General features: G+C 71.6%; 27 protein-coding genes. 15 read left to right on the forward strand and 12 right to left on the reverse strand.

Annotation, left to right across the window (positions count from 1 at the left end):
• Nucleotides 1-2 precede the first annotated feature (2 nt).
• The 4 genes from ACTRO_RS31540 to ACTRO_RS44985 form a co-directional block, all read right to left on the reverse strand.
• Nucleotides 3-695 (reverse strand): hypothetical protein, encoded by a 693-nt coding sequence (locus ACTRO_RS31540; RefSeq protein ID WP_034268992.1) that lies wholly within the window; start codon nucleotides 693-695, stop codon nucleotides 3-5.
• A gap of 188 nt (nucleotides 696-883) precedes the next feature.
• Nucleotides 884-1,351 (reverse strand): redoxin domain-containing protein, encoded by a 468-nt coding sequence (locus tag ACTRO_RS31545; protein WP_034268994.1) that lies wholly within the window; start codon nucleotides 1,349-1,351, stop codon nucleotides 884-886.
• Nucleotides 1,348-1,791: a DUF3052 family protein gene (locus ACTRO_RS31550; protein ID WP_034277587.1), complete on the reverse strand. Its 444-nt coding sequence runs from the start codon at nucleotides 1,789-1,791 to the stop codon at nucleotides 1,348-1,350. The genes ACTRO_RS31545 and ACTRO_RS31550 overlap by 4 nt, the downstream gene beginning before the upstream one ends.
• A 136-nt stretch (nucleotides 1,792-1,927) precedes the next feature.
• On the reverse strand, nucleotides 1,928-2,224 hold the full coding sequence (locus ACTRO_RS44985; protein WP_063628108.1) for a DUF1918 domain-containing protein: 297 nt from the start codon (nucleotides 2,222-2,224) through the stop codon (nucleotides 1,928-1,930).
• A 460-nt stretch (nucleotides 2,225-2,684) separates the two neighbouring features.
• Between ACTRO_RS44985 and aceE the strand changes: the two genes are divergently transcribed.
• The 3 genes from aceE (at nucleotide 2,685) to ACTRO_RS31570 (ending at nucleotide 6,945) form a co-directional block, all read left to right on the forward strand.
• Nucleotides 2,685-5,438 (forward strand): pyruvate dehydrogenase (acetyl-transferring), homodimeric type, encoded by a 2,754-nt coding sequence (gene aceE / locus ACTRO_RS31560; protein ID WP_034268996.1) that lies wholly within the window; start codon nucleotides 2,685-2,687, stop codon nucleotides 5,436-5,438.
• Between the two features lie 300 nt (nucleotides 5,439-5,738).
• Nucleotides 5,739-6,497, forward strand: coding sequence for a hypothetical protein (locus tag ACTRO_RS44225; RefSeq protein WP_051451682.1), 759 nt, complete (start codon nucleotides 5,739-5,741; stop codon nucleotides 6,495-6,497).
• Nucleotides 6,498-6,624: 127 nt separating this feature from the next.
• Nucleotides 6,625-6,945 (forward strand): hypothetical protein, encoded by a 321-nt coding sequence (locus tag ACTRO_RS31570; RefSeq protein ID WP_051451683.1) that lies wholly within the window; start codon nucleotides 6,625-6,627, stop codon nucleotides 6,943-6,945.
• Nucleotides 6,946-6,967: 22 nt separating this feature from the next.
• Here the strand turns inward: ACTRO_RS31570 and ACTRO_RS31575 are convergent, their stop codons facing one another.
• Nucleotides 6,968-7,450, reverse strand: coding sequence for a GNAT family N-acetyltransferase (locus ACTRO_RS31575; RefSeq protein WP_034269002.1), 483 nt, complete (start codon nucleotides 7,448-7,450; stop codon nucleotides 6,968-6,970).
• A 271-nt stretch (nucleotides 7,451-7,721) separates the two neighbouring features.
• Here ACTRO_RS31575 and ACTRO_RS31580 point away from each other — a divergent pair, with 271 nt between their 5' ends.
• From ACTRO_RS31580 to ACTRO_RS31615, 8 genes are all read left to right on the forward strand, one after another.
• Complete coding sequence (locus ACTRO_RS31580; RefSeq protein WP_034277592.1) at nucleotides 7,722-8,894, forward strand: helix-turn-helix domain-containing protein; 1,173 nt, start codon at nucleotides 7,722-7,724, stop codon at nucleotides 8,892-8,894.
• 181 nt (nucleotides 8,895-9,075) lie between these two features.
• Entirely contained in the window at nucleotides 9,076-10,269 is a 1,194-nt protein-coding gene (locus tag ACTRO_RS31585; protein ID WP_034269004.1) for an acyltransferase domain-containing protein, read from the forward strand.
• A gap of 58 nt (nucleotides 10,270-10,327) precedes the next feature.
• Nucleotides 10,328-11,332, forward strand: a complete 1,005-nt coding sequence (locus ACTRO_RS31590; protein WP_034269007.1) for a beta-ketoacyl-ACP synthase III — start codon at nucleotides 10,328-10,330, stop codon at nucleotides 11,330-11,332.
• A 108-nt stretch (nucleotides 11,333-11,440) separates the two neighbouring features.
• Nucleotides 11,441-11,686, forward strand: a complete 246-nt coding sequence (locus ACTRO_RS31595; RefSeq protein ID WP_034269010.1) for an acyl carrier protein — start codon at nucleotides 11,441-11,443, stop codon at nucleotides 11,684-11,686.
• Nucleotides 11,687-11,795: 109 nt separating this feature from the next.
• Nucleotides 11,796-13,058, forward strand: a complete 1,263-nt coding sequence (fabF, locus tag ACTRO_RS31600) for a beta-ketoacyl-ACP synthase II (RefSeq protein WP_034269012.1) — start codon at nucleotides 11,796-11,798, stop codon at nucleotides 13,056-13,058.
• Nucleotides 13,059-13,088: 30 nt separating this feature from the next.
• On the forward strand, nucleotides 13,089-14,507 hold the full coding sequence (locus ACTRO_RS31605; RefSeq protein WP_034269014.1) for a carboxyl transferase domain-containing protein: 1,419 nt from the start codon (nucleotides 13,089-13,091) through the stop codon (nucleotides 14,505-14,507).
• A 283-nt stretch (nucleotides 14,508-14,790) separates the two neighbouring features.
• A complete protein-coding gene (locus ACTRO_RS31610; protein WP_034269017.1) occupies nucleotides 14,791-16,275 on the forward strand; it encodes a hypothetical protein in 1,485 nt (494 codons plus the stop codon).
• 76 nt (nucleotides 16,276-16,351) lie between these two features.
• On the forward strand, nucleotides 16,352-17,251 hold the full coding sequence (locus ACTRO_RS31615; protein ID WP_034269020.1) for an SAM-dependent methyltransferase: 900 nt from the start codon (nucleotides 16,352-16,354) through the stop codon (nucleotides 17,249-17,251).
• On the opposite strand, the gene ACTRO_RS31620 is transcribed toward ACTRO_RS31615, so the two are convergent.
• Nucleotides 17,248-17,610, reverse strand: a complete 363-nt coding sequence (locus ACTRO_RS31620; RefSeq protein WP_051451685.1) for a winged helix-turn-helix transcriptional regulator — start codon at nucleotides 17,608-17,610, stop codon at nucleotides 17,248-17,250. The two genes, ACTRO_RS31615 and ACTRO_RS31620, sit on opposite strands and share 4 nt — an antisense overlap.
• Nucleotides 17,611-17,701: 91 nt before the next feature.
• Here ACTRO_RS31620 and ACTRO_RS31625 point away from each other — a divergent pair, with 91 nt between their 5' ends.
• The gene (locus ACTRO_RS31625; protein ID WP_034269023.1) at nucleotides 17,702-18,370 is read left to right on the forward strand and encodes an NAD(P)-dependent oxidoreductase; all 669 of its coding nucleotides are present in this window, start codon (nucleotides 17,702-17,704) and stop codon (nucleotides 18,368-18,370) included.
• Here ACTRO_RS31625 and ACTRO_RS31630 read toward each other — a convergent pair.
• Entirely contained in the window at nucleotides 18,367-18,960 is a 594-nt protein-coding gene (locus tag ACTRO_RS31630; protein ID WP_034269025.1) for a histidine phosphatase family protein, read from the reverse strand. The two genes, ACTRO_RS31625 and ACTRO_RS31630, sit on opposite strands and share 4 nt — an antisense overlap.
• A 184-nt stretch (nucleotides 18,961-19,144) precedes the next feature.
• Between ACTRO_RS31630 and ACTRO_RS31635 the strand changes: the two genes are divergently transcribed.
• Nucleotides 19,145-19,717: a class I SAM-dependent methyltransferase gene (locus ACTRO_RS31635; RefSeq protein WP_342673780.1), complete on the forward strand. Its 573-nt coding sequence runs from the start codon at nucleotides 19,145-19,147 to the stop codon at nucleotides 19,715-19,717.
• A 54-nt stretch (nucleotides 19,718-19,771) separates the two neighbouring features.
• Here the strand turns inward: ACTRO_RS31635 and ACTRO_RS31640 are convergent, their stop codons facing one another.
• The 3 genes from ACTRO_RS31640 to ACTRO_RS31650 form a co-directional block, all read right to left on the reverse strand.
• Nucleotides 19,772-20,719, reverse strand: coding sequence for an SAM-dependent methyltransferase (locus ACTRO_RS31640; RefSeq protein ID WP_169739977.1), 948 nt, complete (start codon nucleotides 20,717-20,719; stop codon nucleotides 19,772-19,774).
• A gap of 212 nt (nucleotides 20,720-20,931) precedes the next feature.
• A complete protein-coding gene (locus ACTRO_RS31645; protein WP_034269028.1) occupies nucleotides 20,932-21,168 on the reverse strand; it encodes a DUF397 domain-containing protein in 237 nt (78 codons plus the stop codon).
• Nucleotides 21,169-21,562: 394 nt separating this feature from the next.
• Nucleotides 21,563-22,015, reverse strand: a complete 453-nt coding sequence (locus ACTRO_RS31650; RefSeq protein WP_051451688.1) for an ATP-binding protein — start codon at nucleotides 22,013-22,015, stop codon at nucleotides 21,563-21,565.
• 272 nt (nucleotides 22,016-22,287) lie between these two features.
• Here ACTRO_RS31650 and ACTRO_RS31655 point away from each other — a divergent pair, with 272 nt between their 5' ends.
• Both ACTRO_RS31655 and ACTRO_RS44230 read left to right on the forward strand, forming a co-directional pair.
• Nucleotides 22,288-23,151, forward strand: coding sequence for a helix-turn-helix domain-containing protein (locus tag ACTRO_RS31655; RefSeq protein WP_034269031.1), 864 nt, complete (start codon nucleotides 22,288-22,290; stop codon nucleotides 23,149-23,151).
• A gap of 178 nt (nucleotides 23,152-23,329) precedes the next feature.
• Nucleotides 23,330-23,752 (forward strand): YbhB/YbcL family Raf kinase inhibitor-like protein, encoded by a 423-nt coding sequence (locus ACTRO_RS44230; RefSeq protein ID WP_245594710.1) that lies wholly within the window; start codon nucleotides 23,330-23,332, stop codon nucleotides 23,750-23,752.
• 16 nt (nucleotides 23,753-23,768) lie between these two features.
• Here the strand turns inward: ACTRO_RS44230 and ACTRO_RS31665 are convergent, their stop codons facing one another.
• Nucleotides 23,769-24,857 (reverse strand): prenyltransferase/squalene oxidase repeat-containing protein, encoded by a 1,089-nt coding sequence (locus ACTRO_RS31665; RefSeq protein WP_051451690.1) that lies wholly within the window; start codon nucleotides 24,855-24,857, stop codon nucleotides 23,769-23,771.
• 227 nt (nucleotides 24,858-25,084) lie between these two features.
• Nucleotides 25,085-25,798, reverse strand: a complete 714-nt coding sequence (locus tag ACTRO_RS31670; protein ID WP_034269033.1) for a class I SAM-dependent methyltransferase — start codon at nucleotides 25,796-25,798, stop codon at nucleotides 25,085-25,087.
• Between the last annotated feature and the right edge of the window lie 59 nt (nucleotides 25,799-25,857).

Raw genomic sequence — 25,857 nt, forward strand, 5'->3', positions numbered from 1 at the left:
GGCTAAATCCGGACTTTCCCCGGCCCGGGCGCCCAGTGCAGGCCCCAGCCGTAGGCGGCGTCGATCTCGCTCTGGTAGCCGGGGAAGAACTTGCTCTCGGTGCGCAGGGCGAACTCGGCGCCGCCGCGCTGGATCATCACCGCGGCGCAGCTCCTGGCCTTGCTGGTGCTCTGGCGGTCCAGGTTCAGGCTCAGCGCGGGACCGCTGCTGGGGTAGAGGGTCAGGGTCGCGCCGACCTTGGTCAGGTCGTCGGAGCCGCCGGCCAGCAGGACGAAGATCAGCACGCGCTGGAAGTGGCCGCTGTGGTCCATGTTGACGAACAGGTTCTCGCCGGTGGACGAGCCGGTGCGGTCGTCCCGGTCGAGGCGGATGTAGGGCGGGCGGGCGAAGTCGCCGTTGCGCTGGCCGGCGGCCTGGACGACGCCGCGCTGGCCGTCGGTGAACTGGTAGAGGCAGCCGAGGTCGAGGTCCACCTTCGGGCCGGCCGCGCCGCCGGCGCCCATCGCCGGCTCGATCCGGCGGCGGAACGGACGGCCGCGGCCGCCGGCCTCCTCGGGGCCGCTCCAGCGCAGGTTGACCCGCAGCGTGCCGCTGGCCGCGCCGATGCGCGAGAGCGGGATGTCGCCGACCGCGGCGTTCAGACCCAGCCGGTTGAACGGCGCCTGGCCGCCGCTGTTCCAGTCGATCCCGGACACGGGCCCCCACCTTCGCCACTCGGCCGCTCGGCTCCGGGCCCGCACGGGCCCAGGCACAGTATGCCCGCCGCGGACGCCCGGGACGCCTCGCGCGTGGCGTACGCGGGCGCGTGGGGGGCGTGCGGAAAGGAAGTACGGCGGCTCCGGATCTGCCGGAGCCGCCGTGGATGAGCCTTCTCTCGCCTTCGCTACGCGGCCAGGCCGGTCAGCGCCTCGCGGTACGCGGACAACGGCCTGGCCTCGCTGATCGGATTGACCAGGGACCAGCGCAACACGCCGTCCGGGTCGATCAGGAAGCTGCCGCGCCCGGCGCAGCCGCGGGACTCGTCGAACACGCCGTAGCTACGCGCGACCGCGCCGTGCGGCCAGAAGTCGGAGAGCAGCGGGAAGCCGAAGCCCTCCTGGTCCGCGTAGCCGCGCAGGGCGTGCATCGGGTCGCAGGAGACGGCCACCAACCGCACCCGCTCCCCGTCGAACTCCGCTCCGGCATCCCGCAGCGCCGCCAGCTCGCTGCCGCACACCCCGGAGAAGGCGAACGGGTAGAACACCACCAGCGTCGACCGGCCGTCCGGCGCCTTGCCGCCGACCTCGGTCTCCGCTCCGTGCTGGTCCTTGAGCGCGAATCGCGGTGCCGGCCGACCCGCCGGCAAGCTCACCGCTTGCCCACCTTGGCCTTGGGCGCGACCAGCCGGGTACCGGCCCAGTCCCTCCCGGCCGAGACCGAGCTGGTCTGGGTCAGCCCCGCGGTGGGCGCGGCCTCGCCGATGTCGCTCGGTTCGATATGGCCGGGCCGCCCCGCCTTGGGGGTGAGCAGCCAGATGTGGCCGCCGTCGGCGAGCGCGGTCAAGGCGTCGACCAAGACGTCCACCAGGTCGCCGTCGTCCTCGCGGTACCAGAGCAGAACGGCGTCGGCGACGTCCTCGTAGTCCTCGTCGAAGAGCTCGCCGCCGGTGACCGCCTCGATCTCGGAGCGCAGCTCCTCGTCGCAGTCCTCGTCGTAGCCGATCTCCTGGACCACCTGACCGTCGGTGAACCCGAGGCGGCGGGCCGCCTGGTGCTCACCGTCGGTCTCCGCGCGGTCCGCGGTGGCGCTCACGAAGGTGTTCCTCCCCGTCTGGGTGCCGGGCGTCGCGTCCTGCGCGGCCCGGATGCTGTTTTCATCCACGCGGCTAGTCCACACGGGCAACGCCCAGGACGCAAGTACCCCGCACCCGTTGCGCTCACAATGCGGCTCACCAACCCGGCCTGGTGTGGATCCGGCGGGCCGAGTTCGCCACCTGCGGGCCCGACGGCGCGGGGGTGAGGACCGGGGCGGGGACGGGGTTCGGCGGGGCCGCGACCGCGGCCGCCGGATGTTCGATCACCGCGTCCGGACCCGGGTAGAGCAGCTTCGTGCTCCCGTCGCGGAACTGGACCAGATAGGGCGGCGCGCCGTCGCTGCCGCGCACTTCGAGGATCTTGCCGAGCTGTTCCGTGGTGCCCAGGTGGTTGGTGTGGATGTGGAGGGTGTCGCCGATCACTGCACGCATGTGAGCCGCCTCTCGCGCGCTTTGGTTCCGATACTTGTGCCCCGGTGGTGCGGGCTCATGCCGTTCGCCGCGTCCGTTCACTCCAGTGTCGGGGCAGCGGCCGGGGGGCGCGCGCTGCGCGCAGTGACCGAGTGGTCACCACCCGCGCGCGACCCTTCCTCCTGGAATACAGCGCAACCGGGCCATTGCCAACACTTCGGCGCCGATCGGTCCAAAGCCCGCGCTCGGGCGGCGGTTCCGCCGAGGAATACGAGGACGTCCGACAATCGGACTCGACGCGCCCCGAAGCGGCCATTCGGAGTGGCATGTGACCCGATAAGGGTCGGTTACCCCCCGGTAGAGATGACGAGGGGAGCTCGTCCGTACGACCATGGGGAGGAACGAGGTACCGAACAGTAGGACGCACGCGGCGGCCCGAACCGCCGACCCGCGCGCTTCGCGATCACTTCTAAGGACGAACGTGGCTAGCGGACGAGAGCGCTTCTCGATCATCAGTGACGGCCTGCCGAGCCAGCTGCCGGACATCGACCCGGCCGAGACCGGCGAGTGGATCGACTCCCTGGACGCGGTCGTCAACGAACAGGGGCGCCAGCGGGCCCGCTACCTGATGCTGCGCATGCTCGAGCGCGCCCGCGAGCACCAGGTGGGCGTCCCGGGCCTGCGCTCGACCGACTACATCAACACGATCGCGCCCGAGCGCGAGCCGTGGTTCCCGGGCGACGAGGACATCGAGCGCCGCATCCGCGCGTACATCCGGTGGAACGCGGCCATCATGGTCTCCCGGGCGAACCGGCCGGGCATGGGCGTGGGCGGGCACATCGCCACCTACGCCTCGGCCGCCTCGCTCTACGAGGTCGGCTTCAACCACTTCTTCCGCGGCAAGGACCACGGCGAGGCGGGCGACCAGGTCTACTTCCAGGGCCACGCCGCGCCGGGCATCTACTCCCGCGCCTACCTCGAGGGCCGGCTCACCGAGGCGCACCTCGACGGCTTCCGGCAGGAGCACAGCCACACCCCGGGCCTGCCGTCCTACCCGCACCCGCGGCTGATGCCGGGCTTCTGGGAGTTCCCGACCGTGTCGATGGGCCTCGGCCCGATCAGCGCGATCTACCAGGCCCGGTTCAACAAGTACCTGTACAACCGCGGCCTGTCCGACACCTCCCGCTCGCACGTGTGGGCCTTCCTCGGCGACGGCGAGACGGACGAGCCCGAGTCGCTCGGCGCCCTGTCCATCGCGGCGCGCGAGGAGCTGGACAACCTCACCTTCGTGATCAACTGCAACCTGCAGCGCCTCGACGGTCCGGTACGCGGCAACGGCAAGATCATCCAGGAGCTCGAGTCCACCTTCCGCGGCGCGGGCTGGAACGTGATCAAGGTCATCTGGGGCCGCGACTGGGACAACCTGCTGGCCCAGGACGTCGACGGCGCGCTGGTGAACAAGATGAACACCACCCCGGACGGCCAGTTCCAGACCTACTCGGTGGAGTCCGGCGCGTACATCCGGGAGAACTTCTTCGGCGGCGACGCGCGGCTGCGCAAGATGGTCGCCGGGATGAGCGACGAGGAGCTGCGCCACCTCTCCCGCGGCGGCCACGACTACCGCAAGGTGTACGCGGCGTTCAAGGCGGCCCGCGAGCACGTGGGCCAGCCCACCGTGATCCTCGCCCACACCATCAAGGGATGGACGCTGGGCAAGGACTTCGAGGGCCGCAACGCCACGCACCAGATGAAGAAGCTGACCAAGGCGGAGCTCAAGGAGTTCCGCGACCGGCTGCACCTGCCGATCACCGACGAGCAGCTCGCCGCCGACCTGCCGCCGTACTTCCACCCGGGCGCCGACTCGGAGGAGCTGCAGTACCTCAAGGAGCGGCGCGCGGCCCTCGGCGGCTACCTGCCCACCCGCCAGGTGCGGCCCAAGGCGCTCAAGCTGCCGGGCGACGCGGTCTACGCGGACCTGAAGAAGGGCTCGGGCAAGCAGTCGGTGGCCACCACCATGGCCTTCGTGCGGCTGCTCAAGGACCTGATGAAGGACAAGGAGATCGGCGCCCACTTCGTGCCGATCATCCCGGACGAGGCGCGCACCTTCGGCATGGACTCGCTCTTCCCGACGGCGAAGATCTACTCGCCGCACGGGCAGACCTACGAGGCCGTGGACCGCGAGCTGCTGCTGTCCTACAAGGAGTCGAAGCAGGGCCAGATCCTGCACGAGGGCATCAGCGAGGCCGGCGCCACCGCGTCGCTGGTCGCGGCCGGCACCTCGTACGCGACGCACGGCGTGCAGATGATCCCGATCTACATCTTCTACTCGATGTTCGGGTTCCAGCGCACCGGCGACCAGTTCTGGCAGTTCGCCGACCAGATGGGCCGCGGCTTCGTGCTCGGCGCGACGGCCGGGCGCACCACGCTGGCCGGTGAGGGCCTGCAGCACGCGGACGGCCACTCGCACCTGATCGCCTCGACCAACCCGGCCGTGGTGGCCTACGACCCGGCGTTCGGGTTCGAGATCAGCCACATCGTGCAGGAGGGCCTGCGCCGGATGTACGGCTCCTCGGCCGAGCACCCGCACGGCGAGGACGTGTTCTACTACGTCACGGTCTACAACGAGCCGGGCGTGCAGCCCGCCGAGCCGGCCGGGATCGACGTGGACGGCCTGCTCAAGGGCCTCTACCGGTTCCAGGCGGCGCCGGAGGGCCCGGCCGACCGGCCGCGCGCCCAGCTGCTCGCCTCCGGTGTGGGCCTGCCCTGGATCCTCAAGGCGCAGCAGCTGCTGGCCGACGACTGGGGCGTGTCCGCGGACGTCTGGTCGGCCACGTCGTGGACCGAGCTGCGGCGCGAGGCGCTGGCGGTGGACGAGCACAACTTCCTGCACCCGGAGGAGCCGGCGCGCACCCCGTACGTCACCGAGATCCTCGGCGCCACCGATGGCCCGGTCGTCGCGGTGTCCGACTTCATGCGCGCGGTGCCGGACCAGATCGCCCAGTGGGTGCCCGGGGACTACACCTCGCTCGGTGCGGACGGCTTCGGCTTCGCCGACACCCGCGGCGCGGCCCGGCGCTTCTTCCACATCGACGCCGAGTCCGTGGTCGTGGCCACCCTCGCCCAGCTCGCCAAGCGCGGCGAGGTCAAGCGGGACGCGGTGGCCGAGGCGATCAACCGCTACCAGCTGCACGACGTGAAGGCGGCCGGCGCCGGCCCGACCGGCGGCGACGCCTGATCCACGGCTCTTCGAGCGCACCCCGCCGCGGGTGACGGGTTCCCCTCACGGACCCGTCGCCCGCGGCGTTCGCGTTCTCCCACCATCGGGTCGTGCTCAGTGCATGCAGGTACCAGACGTTCCGCACGTGGCGGGCCGGTGAACTCCGGTGTGCATCCACGGGTTCTTTGAATGTCAGGATCGTGATGCCGGCTGCGCGAATCAGGGCACACCGAGCCAGAAGCGGACACGACACGTGACGCGCGGCTCTGATGTCAGACGTCTGTTGACTGATGCGGGAGGTCCCGCCATCCTGGCTGGATGCTCGACATCCGACTGATCGAGGGCTTGGCGCTCGCGGTCCTCCTACCCTTGTGTTTCAGCCGGATCCGCGGCTCCGACTGGGCCTCGGCGGCACTGGCCGCGGCCTACGCGAGCTATACCGTGCTCCCGATATACGCGCGCTGGCAGGCCTGGGTCGCCGTGTGCATGTCAGCGTTCTGCGCACCGGTTGTCCGTCGGCTGCTGGTGTCCAGGGGTTCGGCCCGGACCGCAGAACATCAGGGCACTGAGGAACCCGGTCCGAGCCGGCGGGAGCGGGCGGCGGCGGCCGCGGCCGGGGTCGGCCGCTCGGTGGTCTTCGCGCTGCCTGCCGCGTTCGCCGCGCTGACCTTGGGCGCCACCCCGCTGTGGCGCTCGCTCGGGCGCGCGCTGGAGAACGACCGGCTCGCGGTCACCGTCAACGGCGCCGCTGCCGCGCTCTTCCTCGGCGGCCTGGCCACCGGCGTGGTGCTGCGCCGCTTCTCCAGCGTCACCACCGGCCGCGCGCAGGCCGTGCTGGGCGGCGGGACGCTGTTGGGCTGGCTCGAACGCACGCTCTACTTCGCCTTCCTGCTGGCCGGGCAGCCGACGGCGGCCGCGTTCGCGCTCACCGCGAAGTCCGCGGCCCGCTTCCCGGCGCTGCAGCGCGACGAGGAGGGCCTGGCCGAGTACTACCTGATCGGCAGCCTCAGCTCCTTGGTGATCGCCGTGGTCTCCGCCCTGCTCACAAGGCTGGCGCTCGGGATGGCAGCCGTTTAGTCGGCTTTTGCAGCATGATGTATGCATGGTTCTTTCCGACCACGTGCTCATCCGACTGTTGGCGGAGCTTCGACTACCTCCGAGTGACTATGTCGTCACAGGGAGCGGACCTCTGCTCGCATACGGGTTGAAGACAACCGTCCACGATCTGGACCTGGTGGCCCGCGGAGAGGCCTGGCGCCGCGCCACCGAGCAGGGCCGGGTCACCTTCGCCGCCTCCGGCCTGGGCCTTCGCGTCGAGTTGTTCGAGGGCCGTATCGAAGTGTTCGACCATTGGCTGGCCGGATTCACCGACGTGGACGCGATGATCGACGCCGCCGTGCGCGTCGAGGGCATCCCATTCATGTCACTCGCCGACACCCTGCGCTGGAAGCGCGGCCTCGGCCGGGCGAAAGATCTGCCCGACATCGCGCTGCTCGAGCACAGCCTGGCCGTCGCGGCCGGCTGACCTGCCCGATCGCCGCGCCGCGCTAGAGATCGAACTGCATGGAGATGTTCGTCTCCCGGAAGCCGAGTGAGGTGTAGAGCTCCCTCGCGGCCGTGTTGTGGCCGAACACGTGCAGGCCGACGCTCGCGGTGCCGTGCTCGCGGGCCCAGTGGAACGAGGCCCGCATCATCGCGCGGCCGTAGCCGCGCCGGCGCTCCTGCTCGTCCACGACGATGTTGAAGACGAAGGTCTCCATCGCCTCGGCCCGGTGGCGCAGCATCAGGAAGAGCGAACCCACCCGCCGGCCGGTCGCGGCGTCGCGGACGGTGTAGAGATACGAACCCTGAGTCTGCAGGCCGTCCGGAAGGGCAAGCAGGTACTCGCCTTTGGCGTAGTCCAGCGCCGTCTCCGGCGTGCATTTTCCGGTTCTGATGTGGTGGGCCGCCTGCTCCCGCACCGCCCACACGACGAAGTGCGCGAACTCGTCCTGTGACATGGGGTCCAGCACGATCGCGGGGGAGTCCATGGCCGAGAGTCTACGCAGCCGGCGGATCCCGGCCGTGGGCTTCACGACGGTGCTAACGACGCGGCGGGAGCCCTCGGCATGAGACGGACGTCACGTTCCGGAGCGGCGGCGTCGGCGGGTCGGCGCGCGCAGGAGTCGCGGGCGCCACCCGCGGCGTCGAGGCGGTCGGCGGATCTGCGAAAGTAGAGCCGTGGACACCTCGCAAGCGCATGCGCAGCCGGATCTCGGCGACGAACAGCCCGGTCGGGAGAGTCGGGAGAACCGGGTAGCGATGGTGCGTCGGCTGGAGAAGGCCACCGGTTCGCTGGCCGCCGCGGCGATCGCGCGGATGGAGGAGAAGTTCGCCTGGTACCGCAACATGCCGCCGGAGAACCGGTCCTGGGTGGGCCTGGTCGCGCAGGCCGGCATCGCCGCGTTCACCGAGTGGTTCCGCCACCCCGACCAGCGCGCCGCCGTGTCCGCCGACGTCTTCGGCACCGCGCCGCGGGAGCTGACCCGGGCGGTCACCCTGCAGCAGACCGTGCAGATGGTGCGCACGACGATAGAGGTGGTCGAGGACCGGATCGACGCGCTCGCCGAGTCGCCCGAGGAGAGCCGGATCCTGCGCGAGGGCATGCTGCGCTACTCCCGCGAGATCGCCTTCGCCACCGCGCAGATCTACGCGCAGACCGCGGAGCTGCGCGGCGCCTGGGACGCCCGGCTCGAAGCGCTGATCGTGGACGCGGTGCTGCGCGGCGAGGAGGACGACGCGCTGCTCTCCCGCGCCTCGACGCTGGGCTGGGCCGCGCACACCGACATCACCGTCATGGTCGGGCTCGCCCCGGACGACGACCCGGAGGCGGTGGTCGACGGCATGCACCGGGCCGGGCGGCACAAGCCCGTCTCCGGCTACGAGGGTCCGGGCCTGTCCGTGCTGGCCGGGGTCCAGGGCGACCGGCTGATCGCGATCGTGGGCGGGGTCACCGGGGATCCGGTCAGCACGCTGCGGGCGCTGGCCGGGCAGTTCGCCCCGGGGCCGGTGGTGATAGGCCCGGTGGTGGCCGAGCTGACCGCCGCGTCCCACTCGGCCGAAGCGGCGCTCTCCGGTCTGCGCGCCGCGGTCGCCTGGCCGGACGCGCCCCGGCCGGTGCTCGCCGACGACCTGTTGCCCGAACGGGCCATCGCCGGGGACGAACTGGCCCGGGTGGTGCTGCTGGAGGAGATCTACAGGCCGCTCTCGGAGGCCGGCTCGGCCCTGCTCGAGACGCTCTCGGTCTACCTGGAGCAGGCGGCCAGCCTGGAAGCGGCCGCGCGCATCCTGTTCGTTCACCCGAACACCGTCCGCTACCGGCTCCGACGCGTGACCGACATCACAGGCTTGACGCCATCTCAGGCCCGCAGCGCCTTCACCCTGCAGATCGCGCTGGTCCTCGGCCGGCTCGCGGAATCCGGCAAACCGGTATAGGGGCCTTGTAGGGGTTCCACAAATACTGACCTGAGATCTTCGTGTCCGTCGTGGGGGCCCCACAGCGCGCTCGCGAGGCATGGTGGAAGGGTGCTCGCGTCAGCTGCTTCCGGTCGGGGAAGGCGACGGCGCGGTCGCACCACCGGAGCTTTCTTCACCCGCTCACGAGAAAGTTACTTGGGTGCTCGTACTCGTTGCTCCCGGGCAGGGGGCGCAGACCCCCGGATTCCTCACGCCCTGGCTTGAACTGCCCGGCGTCGCCGACCGGCTGACCTGGTGGTCCGCCGTCGCCGACCTCGACCTGGTGCACTACGGCACCGAAGCCGACGCCGACACCATCCGCGACACCGCGATCGCGCAGCCGCTGCTGGTCGCCTCCGGCCTGGCCGCCGCGCTCGCCCTGTTCCCGCACCCCGGCGAGGCCTTCGGCCTGGTCGGCGCCGTGGCCGGACACTCGGTCGGCGAGCTCACCGCGGCGGCGGGCACCGGTGCGATCACCGCCGAGTCCGCGATGGCGCTGGTCCGCGAGCGCGGCCGGGCCATGGCAGCGGCCGCCGCGGCCACCGCCACCTCGATGACCGCGGTCCTCGGCGGCGACCCGGACGAGGTGCTGGCCAAGATCGCCGAGCACGGGCTGACCCCCGCCAACAACAACGGCCCCGGCCAGATCGTGGCGGCCGGCACGGTCGAGCAGCTCGAGGCGTTCAAGGCGGACCCCCCGGCCAAGGCGCGGCTGGTCCCGCTCTCGGTGGCCGGCGCGTTCCACACCGAGCACATGGCCCCGGCGGTCGAGCGCATGGCGCAGCTGGCCAAGGGCGTGACCGCGCACGACCCGCGGGTGCGCTACCTCTCCAACCGGGACGGGCAGGTGGTGCACTCCGGCCGCGAACTGCTCGACCGGATCGTGCGCCAGATCGCCAACCCGGTGCGCTGGGACCTGTGCATGGACACCATGCGCGAGCTCGGCGTCACCGGCATCCTCGAGGTGCCGCCGGCCGGCACCCTCAGCGGCATCGCCAAGCGGGCCCTGAAGGGCGTGGAGACCTTCGCGCTCAAGACCCCGGACCAGCTCGACGAGGCCCGCGCCTTCGTGCAGCGGCATGCCGAGCAGACGCCCAACGCGATGGACGCGGCGCCGACCTGGCGGCTGGTGGTCGCGCCGTTCTCCGGCACGGTCCAGCGCGGCACGGCCGTCGAGGGCAGCGTCCTGGAGCCGGGCGAGCACCTGGGCCTGGTCGTCTCGCGGCACGAGGAGCGCAAGCTCGTCGCGGAGCACGGCGGTACGGTGCTGGAGTGGCTCGTCGAGGACGGCGACCCGGTCTCCCCGGGCCAGCCCCTCGTCCGCATCCATCCGCGACCCGAGGCCTTCGTGTGACGACGAGGCCCCTCGTCCGCTTCCCCTCCCCGTTCGTGACTGCCGAGGTCTTCAGCTGATGCCGGTTCAGATTCAGTCCCCCACGGGCGCTCCCCACGCCCGCATCCTCGGGGTGGGCGGCTACCGCCCGTCCCGCGTCGTCACCAACGAGCAGATCTGCCAGGTGATCGACTCCACCGACGAGTGGATCACCACCCGCACCGGGATCAGGGAGCGGCGGTGGGCGACGGCCGAGGAGACCGTCGCCATGATGTCGGTCAGCGCCGCGGGCAAGGCCCTGGCCGCGGCCGGGATCGAGGCCGAGCAGATCGGCCTGGTCATCATCTCCACGGTCACGCACCTGGCGCAGACCCCTTCGCTGGCCGCGATGGTGGCCAACGAGCTCGGCGCCCTGAACGCCGCCGCCTTCGACATCTCGGCCGCCTGCGCCGGCTTCTGCCACGGCCTGGCGCTGGCCCAGGACGCGGTGCGCGGCGGTTCGGCCGAGCACGTGCTGGTGATCGGGGTCGAGCGGCTGTCCGACCTGACCGACATGAACGACCGCTCCACCGCGTTCATCTTCGGCGACGGCGCGGGCGCGGCCGTGGTCGGGCCGTCCGATACCCCGGCCATCGGCCCGGTGGTGTGGGGCGCCGACGGCGCCCAGTACGAGGCGATCGGCCAGACCTTCGACTGGGACGCGCTGCGCGAGCAGCCCGAGCTCGGCTTCCCGGCGCTGCGGATGAGCGGCCAGCAGGTCTTCCGCTGGGCCTCGTACCAGATGGTGCCGGTGGCCAAGACGGCCCTGGAGCGGGCCGGGATCACCGCCGACGACCTCGACGCGTTCATCCCGCACCAGGCCAACATGCGCATCACGGACGCGATGATCAAGGCGCTCAAGCTGCCCGAGCACGTCCCGGTCGCGCGCGACATCGCCCGCACCGGCAACACCTCGGCCGCCTCGATCCCGTTGGCCATGGAGCGGATGCTGGAGGAGGGCGAGGCCCCGCACGACGGCGTCGCGCTGCTCATCGGCTTCGGCGCCGGCCTGGTGTACGCGGCTCAGGTCGTCGTGCTTCCCTAGCCGTCCACTGGCGGCACACACGCTGAATGTAGGCTTTCCCAGTCCCTCTGGCCGCGACCGCACGGTAACGGCCGACACCCCGCAGCAACACAGGTTAGGAGCCAGGTCATGGCCACGCAGGAAGAGATCCTCCAGGGGCTCGCCGAGATCGTCAACGAGGTCGCGGGCATCGACGTCGAGGACGTTCAGTCGGACAAGTCCTTCACCGAGGACCTCGACGTCGACTCGCTGACCATGGTCGAAGTCGTCGTCGCGGCCGAGGAGAAGTTCGGCGTCAAGATTCCGGACGAGGAGGTCAAGAACCTCTCGACCGTCGGCGACGCCGTCAGCTACATCCAGTCCCACCAGGGCTGACCCGTACCACCCGCGCGCAGCCGCCGTGGCCGCCCGGCGCAGCCCGGGCCGGCCGGGCGGCTGCGCCGGAGCCGTTCCGGCGCAGGACCGAGCCGGCATCGACGAGTAGATAGGTAAGAGCGTGAACAAGACCGTGGTCGTCACCGGCCTCGGAGCGACGACGCCCCTGGGCGGGGACGTCGCGTCCACCTGGGAGTCGTTGCTGGCCGGGGATTCCGGCATCGTCCCGCTGACCGAGCAGTGGGCGGCCGAGCTCCCGGTGCGGATGGCGGGCCGGGTCAAGGTCGAGCCGTCCGAGGTGATGAAGCCGGTCGAGCGCCGCCGCCTCGACCGCTCCGCCCAGTTCGCCCTGACCGCGGCGCGGGAGGCCTGGCAGGACGCGGGCCTCGCCGGCGTCGAGGTGGACCACGAGCGGCTCGGCGCGGTGGTCGGCTCCGGCATCGGCGGGGTGACCACGCTGCTGGACAACTACGATCTGCTGCTGGCCAAGGGCGCCCGCGGGGTCAGCCCGCGCGCGGTGCCGATGCTCATGCCCAACAGCCCGGCCGCGTACGTGGGCCTGGAGTTCGGCGCGCGGGCCGGCGTGCACACCCCGGTCTCGGCCTGTGCCACCGGTTCCGAGGCCATCGGCTACGCCATGAACATGATCCGCACCGGCCGCGCCGACATCGTGGTGTGCGGCGGCACCGAGGCGGCGATCCACCCGCTGCCGATCTCCGCGTTCGCCAACATGATGGCGATGTCGAAGAACAACGAGGACCCCAAGGGCGCCTCGCGGCCCTACGACAAGGGACGCGACGGCTTCGTCCTCGGCGAGGGCGCGGGCATCCTGGTGCTCGAGTCCGCCGAGCACGCCGCCGCCCGCGGTGCCCGCGTGTACGCCGAGATCGCCGGCGTGGGCATGTCCGCCGACTCGCACGACATCGCGCAGCCGGACCCCAGCGGCGAGGGCATCGCGGCCGCGATCCGCAAGGCGGTCGAGGACGCCGGCATCGCCCCGGCCCAGATCGTGCACCTGAACGCGCACGCCACCTCCACTCCGCTGGGCGACACCGGCGAACTCAGGGCCCTGCGGATGGCGCTGGGCGAGGACGCCGAGCACATCGCCATCTCGGCCACCAAGTCGATGACCGGGCACCTGCTCGGCGGCGCGGGCGGCATCGAGACGGTGTTCGCGGTCAAGGCCGTGCACGATCTCGTGGCCCCGCCGACGATCAACATCGTCGAGCTCGATGAAGAGGCCGACCTCGACATCGTCCGGGACGAGCCGCGCAAGCTGCCGGCCGAGACCTCCGCCGGGCCGATCGTGGCGCTGAACAACTCCTTCGGCTTCGGCGGCCACAACGTCGTGCTCGCGGTGCGCCGCGCGTAAGAGTCCGGCCCGGTCTGGGAGGATCGCCGGATGACCGCCACCGAGACCGCTCCATCCGCCGCCCCGGCCCGCGAGGACGATCCGCGCGGGCCGCGCGCGCGGCTGGCCCGGCTCTTCGACGGCGGCGCCTTCGAGCTGCTCACCCCGCTCGACGACGCCGGCTTCGCCGCCGCGGCCGGCCGGGTCGAGGGCGCGCGGGCGGTCGCCTACGCGTCCGACCCGACCGTCCAGGGCGGGGCGATGGGCTCGGCGGGCTGCAAGGCCATCCTGGCGGCCTACGAGCGCGCGCTGGACGAGCAGGTGCCGGTGATCGGTCTGCTGCACTCCGGCGGCGCACGGCTGGCCGAGGGCGTGCTCTCGCTGCACGCGGTCGGCGAGGTGTTCGCCGCCATGACCCGGGCCTCGGGCAAGGTGCCGCAGATCTCGGTGGTGCTCGGCCCGGCGGCGGGCGGCGCGGCCTACGGCCCGGCGCTGACCGACCTGGTCGTGATGGGACCGGCCGGCCGGGTGTTCGTCACCGGCCCGGACGTGGTCCGCTCGGTCACCGGCGAGGCCGTGGACATGGACCGGCTCGGCGGCCCCGAGCCGCACGGACGCCGCTCCGGCGTCGTGCACGTGATCGCCCCGACCGACGACGCCGCGTTCGCCGAGGCCCGCCGGCTTGCCTCGTTGCTCGGCGCCCAGGGCGAGCTGGACTTGGTCGCGGTGGAGAACCGCGATCTGGCCGGACTGCTGCCCGAGTCGCCCAAGCGCGCCTACGACGTGCATCCGCTGGTCGACGGGATTCTGGACGGCCCGGGCGTCGAGCTGCATCCGCGCTGGGCGCCCAACATCGTCACCAAGCTCGGCCGTTTCGGCGGCCGCACCGTCGGGGTGATCGCGAACAACCCGCTGCGCCTCGGCGGCTGCCTGGACTCGGCCTCGGCCGAGAAGGCGGCGAGGTTCGTGCGCATGTGCGACGCGTTCGGAGTGCCGCTGGTGGTGCTGGTGGACGTGCCCGGCTACCTGCCGGGCGTCGGCCAGGAGTGGGACGGCGTGGTGCGCCGCGGAGCGAAGCTGCTGCACGCCTTCGCCGAGGCCGTGGTCCCGAGGGTGACCCTGGTCACGCGCAAGGCCTACGGGGGCGCCTACATCGCCATGAACTCCCGCGCCCTCGGCGCCACCCGCGTGTTCGCGTGGCCGGGCGCGCAGGTCGCGGTCATGGGTGCGGTCGCCGCGGTGCGGGTGCTGCACCGGCGCAAGCTCTCCGAGGTGCCCGAGGACCTGCGTCCGCAGGTCGAGCTGGAGCTCGCGGCCGAGCACGAGATCATCGCCGGCGGCCTGGAGAAGGCGCGCGAGATCGGCGTGGTGGACGAGGTGGTCGATCCGGCCGCCACCCGCCGGGCGCTGGCCGCCGCCCTCGCCGCGGCACCGCAGCGGCGCGGCCTGCACGGCAACATCCCGCTGTAGCACGGGCGATCCGACCCGCACTTCGGCCTGGAAGAGGGCTGACTGCACGTCAGACGCGGGCAGTGGTCACGATTTCGCTTCCGCCGCGGGCGGGCGCGCGGTCGTGGCCGTTTCGCGTTTACCGTCCCACCACCACGTAAATCCGCGAAACAGTGGACGGGGGGTAGCGTCTAGGGGTCACAATCGGGTAAAGACTCTAGGAGGAAGGATCAAGCCGGGAGGCTTTTCGGCTCCGGGTGCGGCTGCCGCACCCCCGCCGTCCGCCGCGAGGGAGGGATACGTCATGTGGGTCGGGTACCGGTCGGTGTTCGGCGTCGACTGGAAGGAGGCAGGGCACGGCGCGCAGATCGGCGCTGACCGCATGGCCGCCTGGCTGCGGGCGGAGGGTTTCGAAGAACCCTTCGACTCCGTGCCGGGCCGCTACAAGGTCGGCGGCGGTGCCGTACTGACGGTGACCGAGGGAATGGCGCCAGGGCGCTTCAAAGCCGTGCGGTATCGGCTTAAAGAGGCCCCCCGGGCCGGTGTGCACTGGTATACCTCGCTGACCTCCGTGTCGCTCTCCCGAAGGCCCGACAAGGAACTCAAGGAGAGCGGTTACTTCCTGATCGAGGTCAGCGCCCGGGCCGAGGACGGCGTCGGCGCGATCGACGAGCGCGTGCGCACCCCCGACCTGACCGGCCTGGTCCTCGACGCGGTCACCGCCTTCGACGGCCCGGCCCGGCTGACCACCTCGCCCCAGGTGCTCGCCGTGCGCGACATCGACGAGCTGATCACGGTGCTGTGCGACCCGGGCCGGCGGCTGCCGGCCATCGTCGCGGTGCCGGGGGAGGGCGAGGACCTGGAGCCTTGGCGATTGAGATTCACCGAGGCCACCCGCTACTTACCTGGAATCGCCTCGCTCTACCTGCTGGAGGAGGAAGCCGGGCGAAAACTCAACGGGGACTTCGAATACCACTGGACCATGGCCGCGCTGCGCACCTTCAAACCGGGCGTGGACCCGGCCAGCCGCGAGGACGCCGAGCGGCACCGGGTGCTCAAGGGCGAGCGGCTCGAGCACGAGATGGACGCGGTGCAGGCGATCCTGACCCACCGGATCAGAGCCGAGGCCGCCGCCGCGCCCCTGCCGCGCCCGCTCGACGACGTCGCCGACGTGCTCTACGAGGCCGGCGAGGCCCAGCGCGCGGACGCGGCCCGGCTGCGCCGCACCTTCATGGAGATGGGCGTGGAGCCGGTGCGCCCGGCCTCCGACGAGCGCGACGCGCACCTGGAGGCCGAGCCGAGCCCGTTCGACCTGCTGGCCGACTCCTTCGGCGACTACCCCAACCTGCTGATCACCGCCGAGGCCGGCCCGATGGGCGTGCTCGACCGGCACAAGGACGCCACCACCTTCGCCGGCAAGGCCCGCGAGGCGCTGGCCGCGCTCGACTCGTACGCCGCGCAGCGCCGCTCCGGCAACTGGGAGGGCGGCGGATTCCGGCGCTACTGCGAGGATTCCCGCCACGGCGGCCGGATCTACCCGGCCACCCAGGTCGCCTCGCTGGAGTCGGACACGGTCCGGCAGGACCCGCGGCTGGCCGAGCAGCGCAGATTCCGGGTGCCCCGGCAGATCGACCCCACCGGCTACGCCGAGTTCTGGGCACATGTGAAGATCGGCAACTCCGGGCAGACGGCTCCGCGGCTGCACTACTACGACGACACCTCCGGGCCCACCGGGGCTGTCGTCGTCGGCTATATCGGCCCGCATCTTCGCAATACCCGATCAAGCTGACGTCGGGTACTGTGACCCTCGACCCAAAGTAACGGCCGGTGTACGCCGTCGGCCCGACCTAGGCGAGGTGGACGGCATGGCGGCGCCTCCGCGCGCGGACGCGTTCGACGATCCCACGGTGCCGCACCCGGCCCGCCGGTACAACTACTGGCTCGGCGGCCGGGAGAACTACCGGGTGGATCGCGCGTCCGGCGACGCGGTCGCGGCGGCCATGCCCTCGGTGCGCGTCGGCATCCAGGAGAACCGGGCGTTCCTGCGCCGGGCCGTGCGCTTCATGATCGGCGAGGGGATAAGGCAGCTGATCGACATCGGCCCCGGCATCCCGGCGCCGGACTGCTCGCACGAGGTGGCCCAGGCCCTCGCCCCGGAGACCAGGGTGCTCTACGTCGACAACGACCCCATCGTGATCGCCTACTCCCGCGCCCTGCTGCGCAGCGCCGCGCTGCCGGAGCTCGACGAGGAGACCGGCGAACCCGTCGACGGCTCCGTCGCCGAGGCGGATCTGGAGCAGGTGGCTCAGGACGGCCGCGGCCTGATCGGCCACGTCTTATCAGATCTCTGCGACCCAGAGCGGATACTCGGCAACGCCGAACTGCGCGCCGTCATCGACTTCGACCAGCCGGTGGGCCTGCTGCTGGTGGCCGTCGCGCACTTCTGCATCGAGGACGAGAGGGTCTACGAGGCGGTGAGCCGGCTCATCGACGTGCTCCCGCAGGGCAGCCTAGTCGCGTTCAGCCACGCCTCCACGGACTACCTGGACCCGCGCACCAAGGGCCGAGTCGACGCGGCGAACCGCGACCACAACTCACCCTTCGCGTTCCGCTACAGCTTCGAGATCGCGCGCTTCGCCGCCGGCCTCGACATCCTCGACCCCGGTGTCGTGCCCATCTCCATCTGGCGCGCCGAAGACGAGCCGCAGCCCCGGCCCACGGCCGCCGACACGGGCATCGCCTGCTGGGTCGGGCGGCGGCCCTAACGCTCCTGCGCGTCGAGGAGTTCGTCCCAGTGCTCGACGGTCCAGGCACAGGCGGCGGCTAAGGGTTCGAGCATGCTGCGGCCGAGCGGGGTGAGCGCGTACTCGACGGCGCGGGCGGGCTCCGTCTGGACGCTGCGGGTGATGAAGCCGTCCTGCTCGAGTTTGCGCAGCGACCGGGTGAGCACCTTCGGGGTCACGCGGGCGAGTGGCACCCGCAGTTCGCAGTAGCGGCGCGGCCCGTCCTGAAGGCAGCGGATGATCAGGGCCGACCACTTGTCGCCGAAGCGGAACGGCACCAGGGACGAAGGGCACAGCTCGTCGAACAGATCGGGCGGGAGGGCGGCGGGCTTCTGGATCATGGCGCTCCTGCTGGGTGACCTGGGCGGTATCCCGGAGGAAACCAGGCGTCTGACTACTGTGCCAAGCAGTACTCGACGAAAGGTATTCCGAATGAGCAGCGGGCAGAGCGGCAAGGCGATCGTGGTCTTCGGCGCGGGCGGCCGGGCCGGGCGGGCGGCGGTGGGGGAGGGACGGCGGCGGGGGTATCAGGTCACGGCGGTGGTCCGCGATCCGGGCAGGCACCCGGGGCTCGGCGACTCCGGGGCGCGGGTGGTCGCGGGCGACGTCACGGATCCAGCCCGCGTCGCCGCCCTCGCCGCCGGGCACGACGCGGCGATCCATGCGGCGGCCGTCTACGGCGAGGGCACCGATCCGGACGCGTTCTTCACCTCGGCCGCGCACGCCCTGGTCGAGGGGCTGAGCTCGGCCGAGGTGCCCAGGCTCGTCGCGATCGGGCTGTCCACGCTCGTGCCGGGCGGCGACGGGGTGCGGCCGGTGGACGCCGCCTCGTTCCCGGCGGAGTACCGGCCCTTCAGCCTGGCGCACGCCGCGGGTTTGGAGGTCCTGCGGGAACATGCGGACGGGCGGGCCCTGGACTGGGTCTGCCTCGCCCCGGCCGGCGACTTCGACCATGACGCAGGGCGCTCCGGCCGGTACGTCATCCGCGCGCACGGCGATCCGGCGGCCCGGATCTCCTACCCGGACTTCGCCATAGCGCTGCTCGACCAGATCGACGCGGCCGCCGGGAATCGGAGCCTCGTGGCCGTCAGCCGCGACTAGCCGACCTGGTTCCAGCCCGTGATGACCCGGATCTCGTGTTCGAAGCCGAGCCGGGAGACCGAGGCGGTGTCCAGCTTGAGCCGGCTGCCGTGGACCGGCGGCTGCTCGATCCAGCGCGCGGACAGGATGCGCAGCAGGTGGCCGTGCGCGACCAGCACCACGTCGCCCTCGGCGGCGAGCGGGAGCACCCGGGCGATCACGCGGTCGCAGCGCTCGCCCACCTGCTCCACCGTCTCGCCGGGGAAGCCGGCCGGGCCGCCGGGCACGACCCCGTCGCGCCACAGGAACCAGCCGGGGCGCTGCGTCTGGATCTGGGCGGAGGTGATGCCCTCGTAGCCGCCGTAGTCCCATTCCCACAGGTCCGGGTCGGTGCCGTCCGGCTCCAGGCCGGCCAGCTTGGCGGTCTCCACGGCCCGCTGCGCCGGGCTGGTCCAGCACGGCGTGCCGGCCGGCAGCTCGCCCAGCAGGGCGCCGGCGGCCTTGGCCTGCCGGCGCCCCTCATCGGTCAGCGGGAGGTCGGTGCGCCCGGTGTGACGCCCGTCCCGCGACCAGGCCGTCTCGCCGTGACGCAGCAGGATGATCTCGCCCATGCCTGTCACGGTAACGGGTGGCGGGCTCGTGCGCAGTCCGAGAACGCGGATCGGGCGTGGCGGGATGTGAAAAGCTGTGCCCATGCACGACTACGCTGCCGACGCGACGGCGACCGACGTCCCGGAACCGGTCGCCACGATCGAGCCCCTGCTGTGGCAGGCCTTCCTCGACACGCCGGGGTTCATGCCCGAGGACGAGGCCCGGGCGCTGTACGCGGCGGCGGTGGCGGGGGCCGGCTTCGGCGACCTGGTCGAGATCGGCACCTACCAGGGCAAGTCCGCGGTCCTGCTCGGCGGGGCCGCGCGGGCCGGCGGGCGGATGCTGCTGAGCGTGGACCACCACCGCGGCTCGGAGGAGCACCAGCCGGGCTGGGAGTACCACGACCCGAGCCTGGTGGACCCGGAGGCGGGCCTCATCGACACCCTGCCGCACGCCCGCCGGGCGCTGGCGCGGGCCGGGGTGGAGCCGCACGTGGTGCTGGTGGTGGGACGTTCGGCACAGGTGGCGCGGCTGTGGCAGGGCGCGGCCGGCTTCGTGTTCGTGGACGGCGGCCACACCGACGAGGCGGCCCGGGCGGACTACGAGGGCTGGGCGCCGAAGGTGGTCGTGGGCGGCCTGCTGGCGATCCACGACGTCTTCCCGGACCCGGCCGACGGCGGGCAGGCGCCGTACCGGATCTACCTGCGGGCGCTGGACTCGGGCGAGTTCGAGGAACTGCCCGGGCAGGGCTCGCTCAGGATCCTGCGACGGGTCTGACCGAAGCGGCTCTGACCGCGACGGGTCTGACCGCGGCGGGTCCTGCAGGGCGGGTCAGAGCTTGATCACGCCGCCGAGGGTGGCCGCGCGCTCGGCCATCTCCGGGCCGGGGCCGTCGTCCCAGCCCACGGCCTCGGCCGGGGTGTCCTCGCGCCGCCAGAGCGGCAGCTGTACCAGGCCCGGGTAGATCAGGTCGTAGCCCTCGACGATGGCGGCGATGTCCTGCGGGGACCGCGGCGTCAGCTCGATCTGGTCCTGGGCCATGATCAGGTCCACGGCCTCGTCGATGTCGCTCTGGCCGACCTCCTCGACGTGCTGGAAGGCGATCATGCTGCCCGCGGGCAGCCAGCGGGCCAGCACGGCCAGCGCCGCGCGGGCCTGCTCGCGTTCCCTGATGTAGTCGAGCATGCCGAGCAGCAGCACGCCGACCGGCCGGTTCAGGTCGAGGTGCCCGGTGACGGAGCGGTCGGCCAGCACGTCCTCGGCCTTGCGGAAGTTGCCCTGCACCACGGTCACGTCGCTGCCGGGGCGGCCGACGAGCAGGGCCCGCGCGTGCGCGAGCGTGATCGGGTCGTCGGCCACATAGACGAAGCGGCAGTCCGGCTCGACCGAGCGGGCGATCTGGTCGTGGCTGTTGGCCACCGAGATCGCGGTGCCCAGCTGGAGGAACTGGGTGATGCCGGCGCCGGCGAGGTAGCGCACCACCCGGCGGTTGAACGCCTCCACCGCCCGGGCGCTGATGACGGTGTCCGGCCGGGCGCGCAGCAGCACCTCGACCGCGTCCCGGTCGGCCTGGTAGTTGTCCTTGCCCCCGATGAGGTAGTTGTACATCCGGAACGGATGCGGCACGGTCGGATCGATCACCGGCGGATCCCAGTCACCCCCGATGGAGACCGTCCAGTCGCTGCCCGGCAAGGGGCCGACCGATTCCTGATCGCCGTCCGCGGACATCTCGTCCTCCCGATTCCGGGCGGACGCGGGCTGATTCTCCCGATCCGCCATGGCCGTCATGATAGGTCGTCAATCGCCCGGAGGGAACGGCGATGCCAGGTCTTTGCCGTCCCGCGACCGAGCCGGTTCACGGCTGAATCCCTTTCCGCGGAAATACGGGCGGTCCCGGGTTTCCCGCACACGCAAGCGGCTTGCCCCGCTCCGGCGGTCCAGGAGCGGGGCAAGCCTGTCTAGGGGGCGGCGATCAGCCTTACCGGGGTGCGTCAGGCGAGGTCGTCGAACTCGCCGTCTTTGACGCCGGCCAGCAGCGCCTGGATCTCGGCCCGGGTGTAGACCAGGGCGGGACCGGTGGCGTCACGGGAGTTGCGCACGGCCACGCTGCCGTCGGGCAGCGCGGCGAACTCGACACAGTTGCCCTGGGAGTTGCTGTAGCTGCTCTTACGCCAGGCGGCGCCGAAAAGCTCGGTCGCCGCGATCCCGTTACGGGGGGTGCTGGACATCGCTGCTCTCCTCACGGATCTTCCGGATCTTCGAGTGCTGTTTCCCTGCTCTTCGACCATAGCGCTGATTCCCTTGCCGATGCACGTGCATCTGCCAAAGAAAGTGCATATTCGCGGAGTCGCGGGGGGCGCTCGGGCGGCGCTCGAGGAGCGCGCCCACGCCCCGGCGAAGCGGGTATCGACGGGTATTCGAACACGAATAAGCCCAGGCCCGGACATGATCCCGGCAGGGCGGCGGAAAGGGGGCGCGAAGCCGCCGCGGGCGCGCGGGACGTCGGCGTACGGCGCCGAATCCGAGGCGGGGGCGCGGAAAACCGTGCAACACGCCAGGGTGGCGCCAGGGGGCGGATACGTCCTGGACGGAGGATCGAGCCGGAAGATCCAGGCAGAGGATCTAGACGGCGGACAGCAGGAAGCGCGCCCAGACGGCCTTGCCCTCGGGCAGGTCCTCCCAGTCCCAGGCGTCGGCCAGCGCCTCGACCAGGATCAGCCCGCGGCCGGACTCGGCGTCGTGGTCCGCTTCTTCCGGCTGCGGCGGCAGCGGGCTCGAGTCGACGACGCGGCAGGTCAGCGCGTCCCCGTCCAGTTCCAGTTCGAGCCGCACCGGGGTGGGCGCGCCACCCGGCCCGAGGCCGGTGTGCAGCAACGCGTTGGTGATCAGCTCGGAGACGACCAGGTCCACGTCCTCGCAGAGCGCCTGCAGACCCCACGTGCTCAGCACGGTCCGGGCGGAGCGCCGTGCCTTGCCGGCGGACTCCGGGACCGGGTCGAACCGGAACATGGCGGTGCGCACGGTCTCGGCCGAACCGGCAGCGCCGCAGGTTTCTGCGGAGGTCGCGAGCGCCATGTGGGCATCCGTGGGGAGTCGGGATGGAGAGTGAGGCGGACCTGTTCTTGTCACGGTGGAACGCGCTGACGGGCGCGTACGCTCGGCATTCGCCCGGTCGTCCGGTATTGCAAGGGTCGATGCAAATGCCGATGGTTCGCGTGCCGATGCACTTGCATCGTAGCGCCGAAGTAGCGGTCTGTACGGCATCTTCGGCAAAGGCTCTTCAAATCGCCGTGACCAGGTGGCAGACTTGCGGTCACAGACAGCGAGGGCGGGAAACGGGAGTGCGGATGGACGGCGAGGGAGACAACTCCACCGTGCGCCGCATCCTGCTCGGCACGGTGCTGCGCAAATTGCGGGCCAAGAAGCAGATCTCGGCGAAAGAGGCCGGCTACCACATCCGCGGCACCGAGTCGAAGATCAGCCGGATGGAGACCGGGAAGGTCTCGTTCAAGGAGCGCGACGTCGCGGATCTGCTGACGCTCTACGGGGTCACCGACGCCAAGGAGCGCGAGCAGATCCTGAACCTGGTCAACGAGGCCAACACGCTCGGCTGGTGGCACACCTACGGCGAGAGCCTGCCCGGCTGGTTCGAGGCCTTCGTCGGTCTGGAGACCGCGGCCTCGATCGTGCGCACCTATGAGGTGCAGTACATCCCGGGCCTCCTGCAGTGCCGCGAGTACGCGCGGTCCGTGATCGGCAACAACCGCTCGCTGAGCCAGGAAGAGGTCGAGCGCCGGGTCGAGGTGCGCATCCGCCGCCAGGACGTGCTCGACCGGCCGGGCGCGCCGGTGTTCTGGACCGTGCTGGACGAGGCGGCGCTGCGCCGGCCGATCGGCGGCGCGGAATCGATGCAGCCTCAGATCGAGCACCTGATCGAGCAGACCCAGCGGGCGAACGTCACCATCCAGCTGCTGCCCTTCTCCGTCGGCGCGCACGCGGCCGAGGGCGGCGCCTTCGTGCTGCTGCGGTTCGCCGAGCCCGAACTCGCCGACCTGGTCTACCTCGAGCACCTGACCGGGGCCCAGTACCTCGACCGTCCGGAGGACGTCGAGCAGTACTCGCGGGTCATGGACCGGATCTCGGTCGACGCGCTGACCCCGGAGGACACGCTGCGGGCGCTCAAGCAGTTCGCCATGCTCTCCCGGCACTGAGGCGGATATGCCCTCGCGTGGATCTCGCGCGCTCGTCGCGGCGCTGTCGGTGGGCGCGGTTACCCTTCTCGCAGTGGGAGCCTGCTCGAGCTCGGCGCATCCTCGGGCCGCGGCGAGCTCGGCCGCGCCCACGCCCACTCCCGCGCCCACTCCCGCGCCCAGGAGTTCGCCGGTGTCGATGACGCTGACGAGCTCGGCGTTCCACGGCTACGGCAAGATCCCGGCCGCCTACACCTGCGACGCCCCGAGCGGCGCGGCCGCCTCGCCCCCGCTGAAGTGGAGTGGCATGCCCGCGGGCACGGCCTGGCAGGCGCTTTACGCCTACGACAACACCGGATCGGTGGTGCACTGGGTCCTGATGGACCTCAAGCCGGCCGTCAGCAACCTGCCGGCCGACACCACCGGGAGCGCCGTGGTGGTCACGAACTACCTGCCGATGTGCCCGGGGGCGGGCAACACGGACCAGTACCAGTTCACGGTCTACGCCGAGCCCGCCGACTACCATCCGCCCAAGGTCGCCGGGATGTACGCGGTGGATCCGGATCAGCTCGCCGCGCACGCGCTGGGTATCGGCACCCTGCTCGGGTACTACTCGCAGTAGGCCGCGGGTCGCGGCGTCATGCCGTCAGAACCGTTGCCCGGACGGGCAATGCCGCCGGCAGCCGGCTCCCGCCGAACACCGCGCGGCTGGCCGGTTCCCCGCCGAGCACGGCGAGCGCGAGCAGCAGCGAGCCTGCCGTCCAGGACGTCTTCTCCTCGGGCCACACCGCCTTGTCGGTGAAGACATAGCCGGTCCAGTACAGCCCGTCCTGATCGCGCAGGTGCTGCGCGTCCGCCAGCAGGCGCTTGGCCTGCCCGGAACGCCCCATCGCCCACAGGGCGATGCAGAGCTCGAATGTCTCACCGCCGGTCACCCACGGGCGATCCGCCACACAGCGCGTGCCGAGTCCGGGCACCACGAACCGGTCCCAGCCCTCGTCGATGCGCGCGTGCGCGGCCTCGCCCCGCAGGGCCGTGCCGAGCACCGGGTAGTACCAGTCCATCGAGTAGCGGTCCTTGGGGGCGAACACCCCGGGCGCCTCGTCCCGGCCGGCCGCGGCCACCGTTTCGCCGAGGCGCACCGCCGCGTCGGTCCAGTCGCCGGCCAGCCGTCGCCCGGCGACCCCGCCCACGCGCAGGGCCAGCGCCACCGCGCAGCGCAGCGCCTGGTACATCGAGCTCGACCCGGTCAGCAGCGCCTCGTCCGTGTCCGGGTTCCACCGGATCGCGCCGTCCGGACGCTGGAGTTCGAGCACGAACTCGGTCGCCTGCCGCACCGTCGGCCACAGCTGCGTCGCCAGGTCCATGTCGCCGGTGGCCACCAGGTGGTGGTACGCGCCGACGGCGAGGTACGCGCTGAAGTTCGCGTCCTTCGTCTTGTCCGCGGCCTCGGCGGCGCCCTCGGCGGTGTCGGCGTAGTTGGCGTACCAGGAGCCGTCGCAGTTCTGGCGGCTCGCCAGCCAGCGGTACGCGTCGGCCGCCAGCCCCGGCAGGCCCGCGGCGGTCAGCGCCATCGCGGACTCGACGTGGTCCCAGGGATCGGTCTTGTCGCCGTGGAACCACGGGATCGAGCCGTCCGGCCGCTGCAGCGCGACGATTCGCCGGACGGTGCGGTCGATCGCGGGCCGGTCGAGCAGCCCGGCGCGGGCCAGTAGCGCGACGCTCATGACACCGCCTCGCCGACGCTCGCCGGGCGCATTCGCGCAAGCACTGTGTTCACCGATTCGCTCGCAAGCTCGCTCATGACACCGCCTCGCTGGCGCTCGCCGGGCGCATTCGCGCAAGCACTGTGTTCACCGATTCGCTCGCAAGCTCGCTCATGACACCGCCTCGCTGGCGCTCGCCGGGCGCATTCGCGCAAGCACTGTGTTCACCGATTCGCTCGCAAGCTCGCTCATGCGCGCTTGGCCGCGTAGACGACCAGGCTCTTGCCCAGCACCGGATTGAGCAGGGACTCGCCGATCCTGGTGGTCTTCGGGCCCTTCATGATGTCCCACACCAGCATCCGGTGGTACGCCTGGACCATGCGCGAGGCGTCGTTGTCCACCCCCACCGCGCATTTGAGCCACCAGTACGGCGAGTGCAGCGCGTGCGCGTGGTGCGAACCGTAGGGGGCGAGCTTGACCGCGCGCAGCCGCTCCAGGATCTGACCGCGCCGGTAGATCCGCACATGCCCGCCCTCGACCTCGTGGTACGCGTCCGACAGCGACCAGCAGACTTTCTCCGGGAACCAGCGCGGCACCGTGACGGCCAGTTTCCCGCCGGGTTTGAGCACCCGTTCGAGCTCTGCGAAAGCGCGTTCGTCCTCCGGCAGGTGCTCGAGCACCTCGGCCGCCACCACCTTGTCGAAGCTGCCGTCCGGGAACGGCAGCCGGTAGGCGTCGCCGCGCACGGCCAGGTACGCGGCCGACTCCGGCACCTCTCCGGCCTCGCGCATGGCCGCGAACATCGCGGCCACCGACTCCATCTCCGACATCGAGTGATCGAGGGCGACGACGTCGGCTCCCTTGCGCAGCAAGGCGAAGGAGTGCCGGCCCGCGCCGGCGCCGAGGTCGAGCACCCGCTCGCCGGGCATGATCGGGAAGCGGTCGAAGTCGACGGTCAGCATGCGGTCTCCGGAGTGGGTCGGTGACGGATTGCCGTGCGTGGTGCCGATCGCCGGTGCGC

The sequence above is a fragment of the Actinospica robiniae DSM 44927 genome, from assembly GCF_000504285.1.
GTDB lineage: Bacteria > Actinomycetota > Actinomycetes > Streptomycetales > Catenulisporaceae > Actinospica > Actinospica robiniae.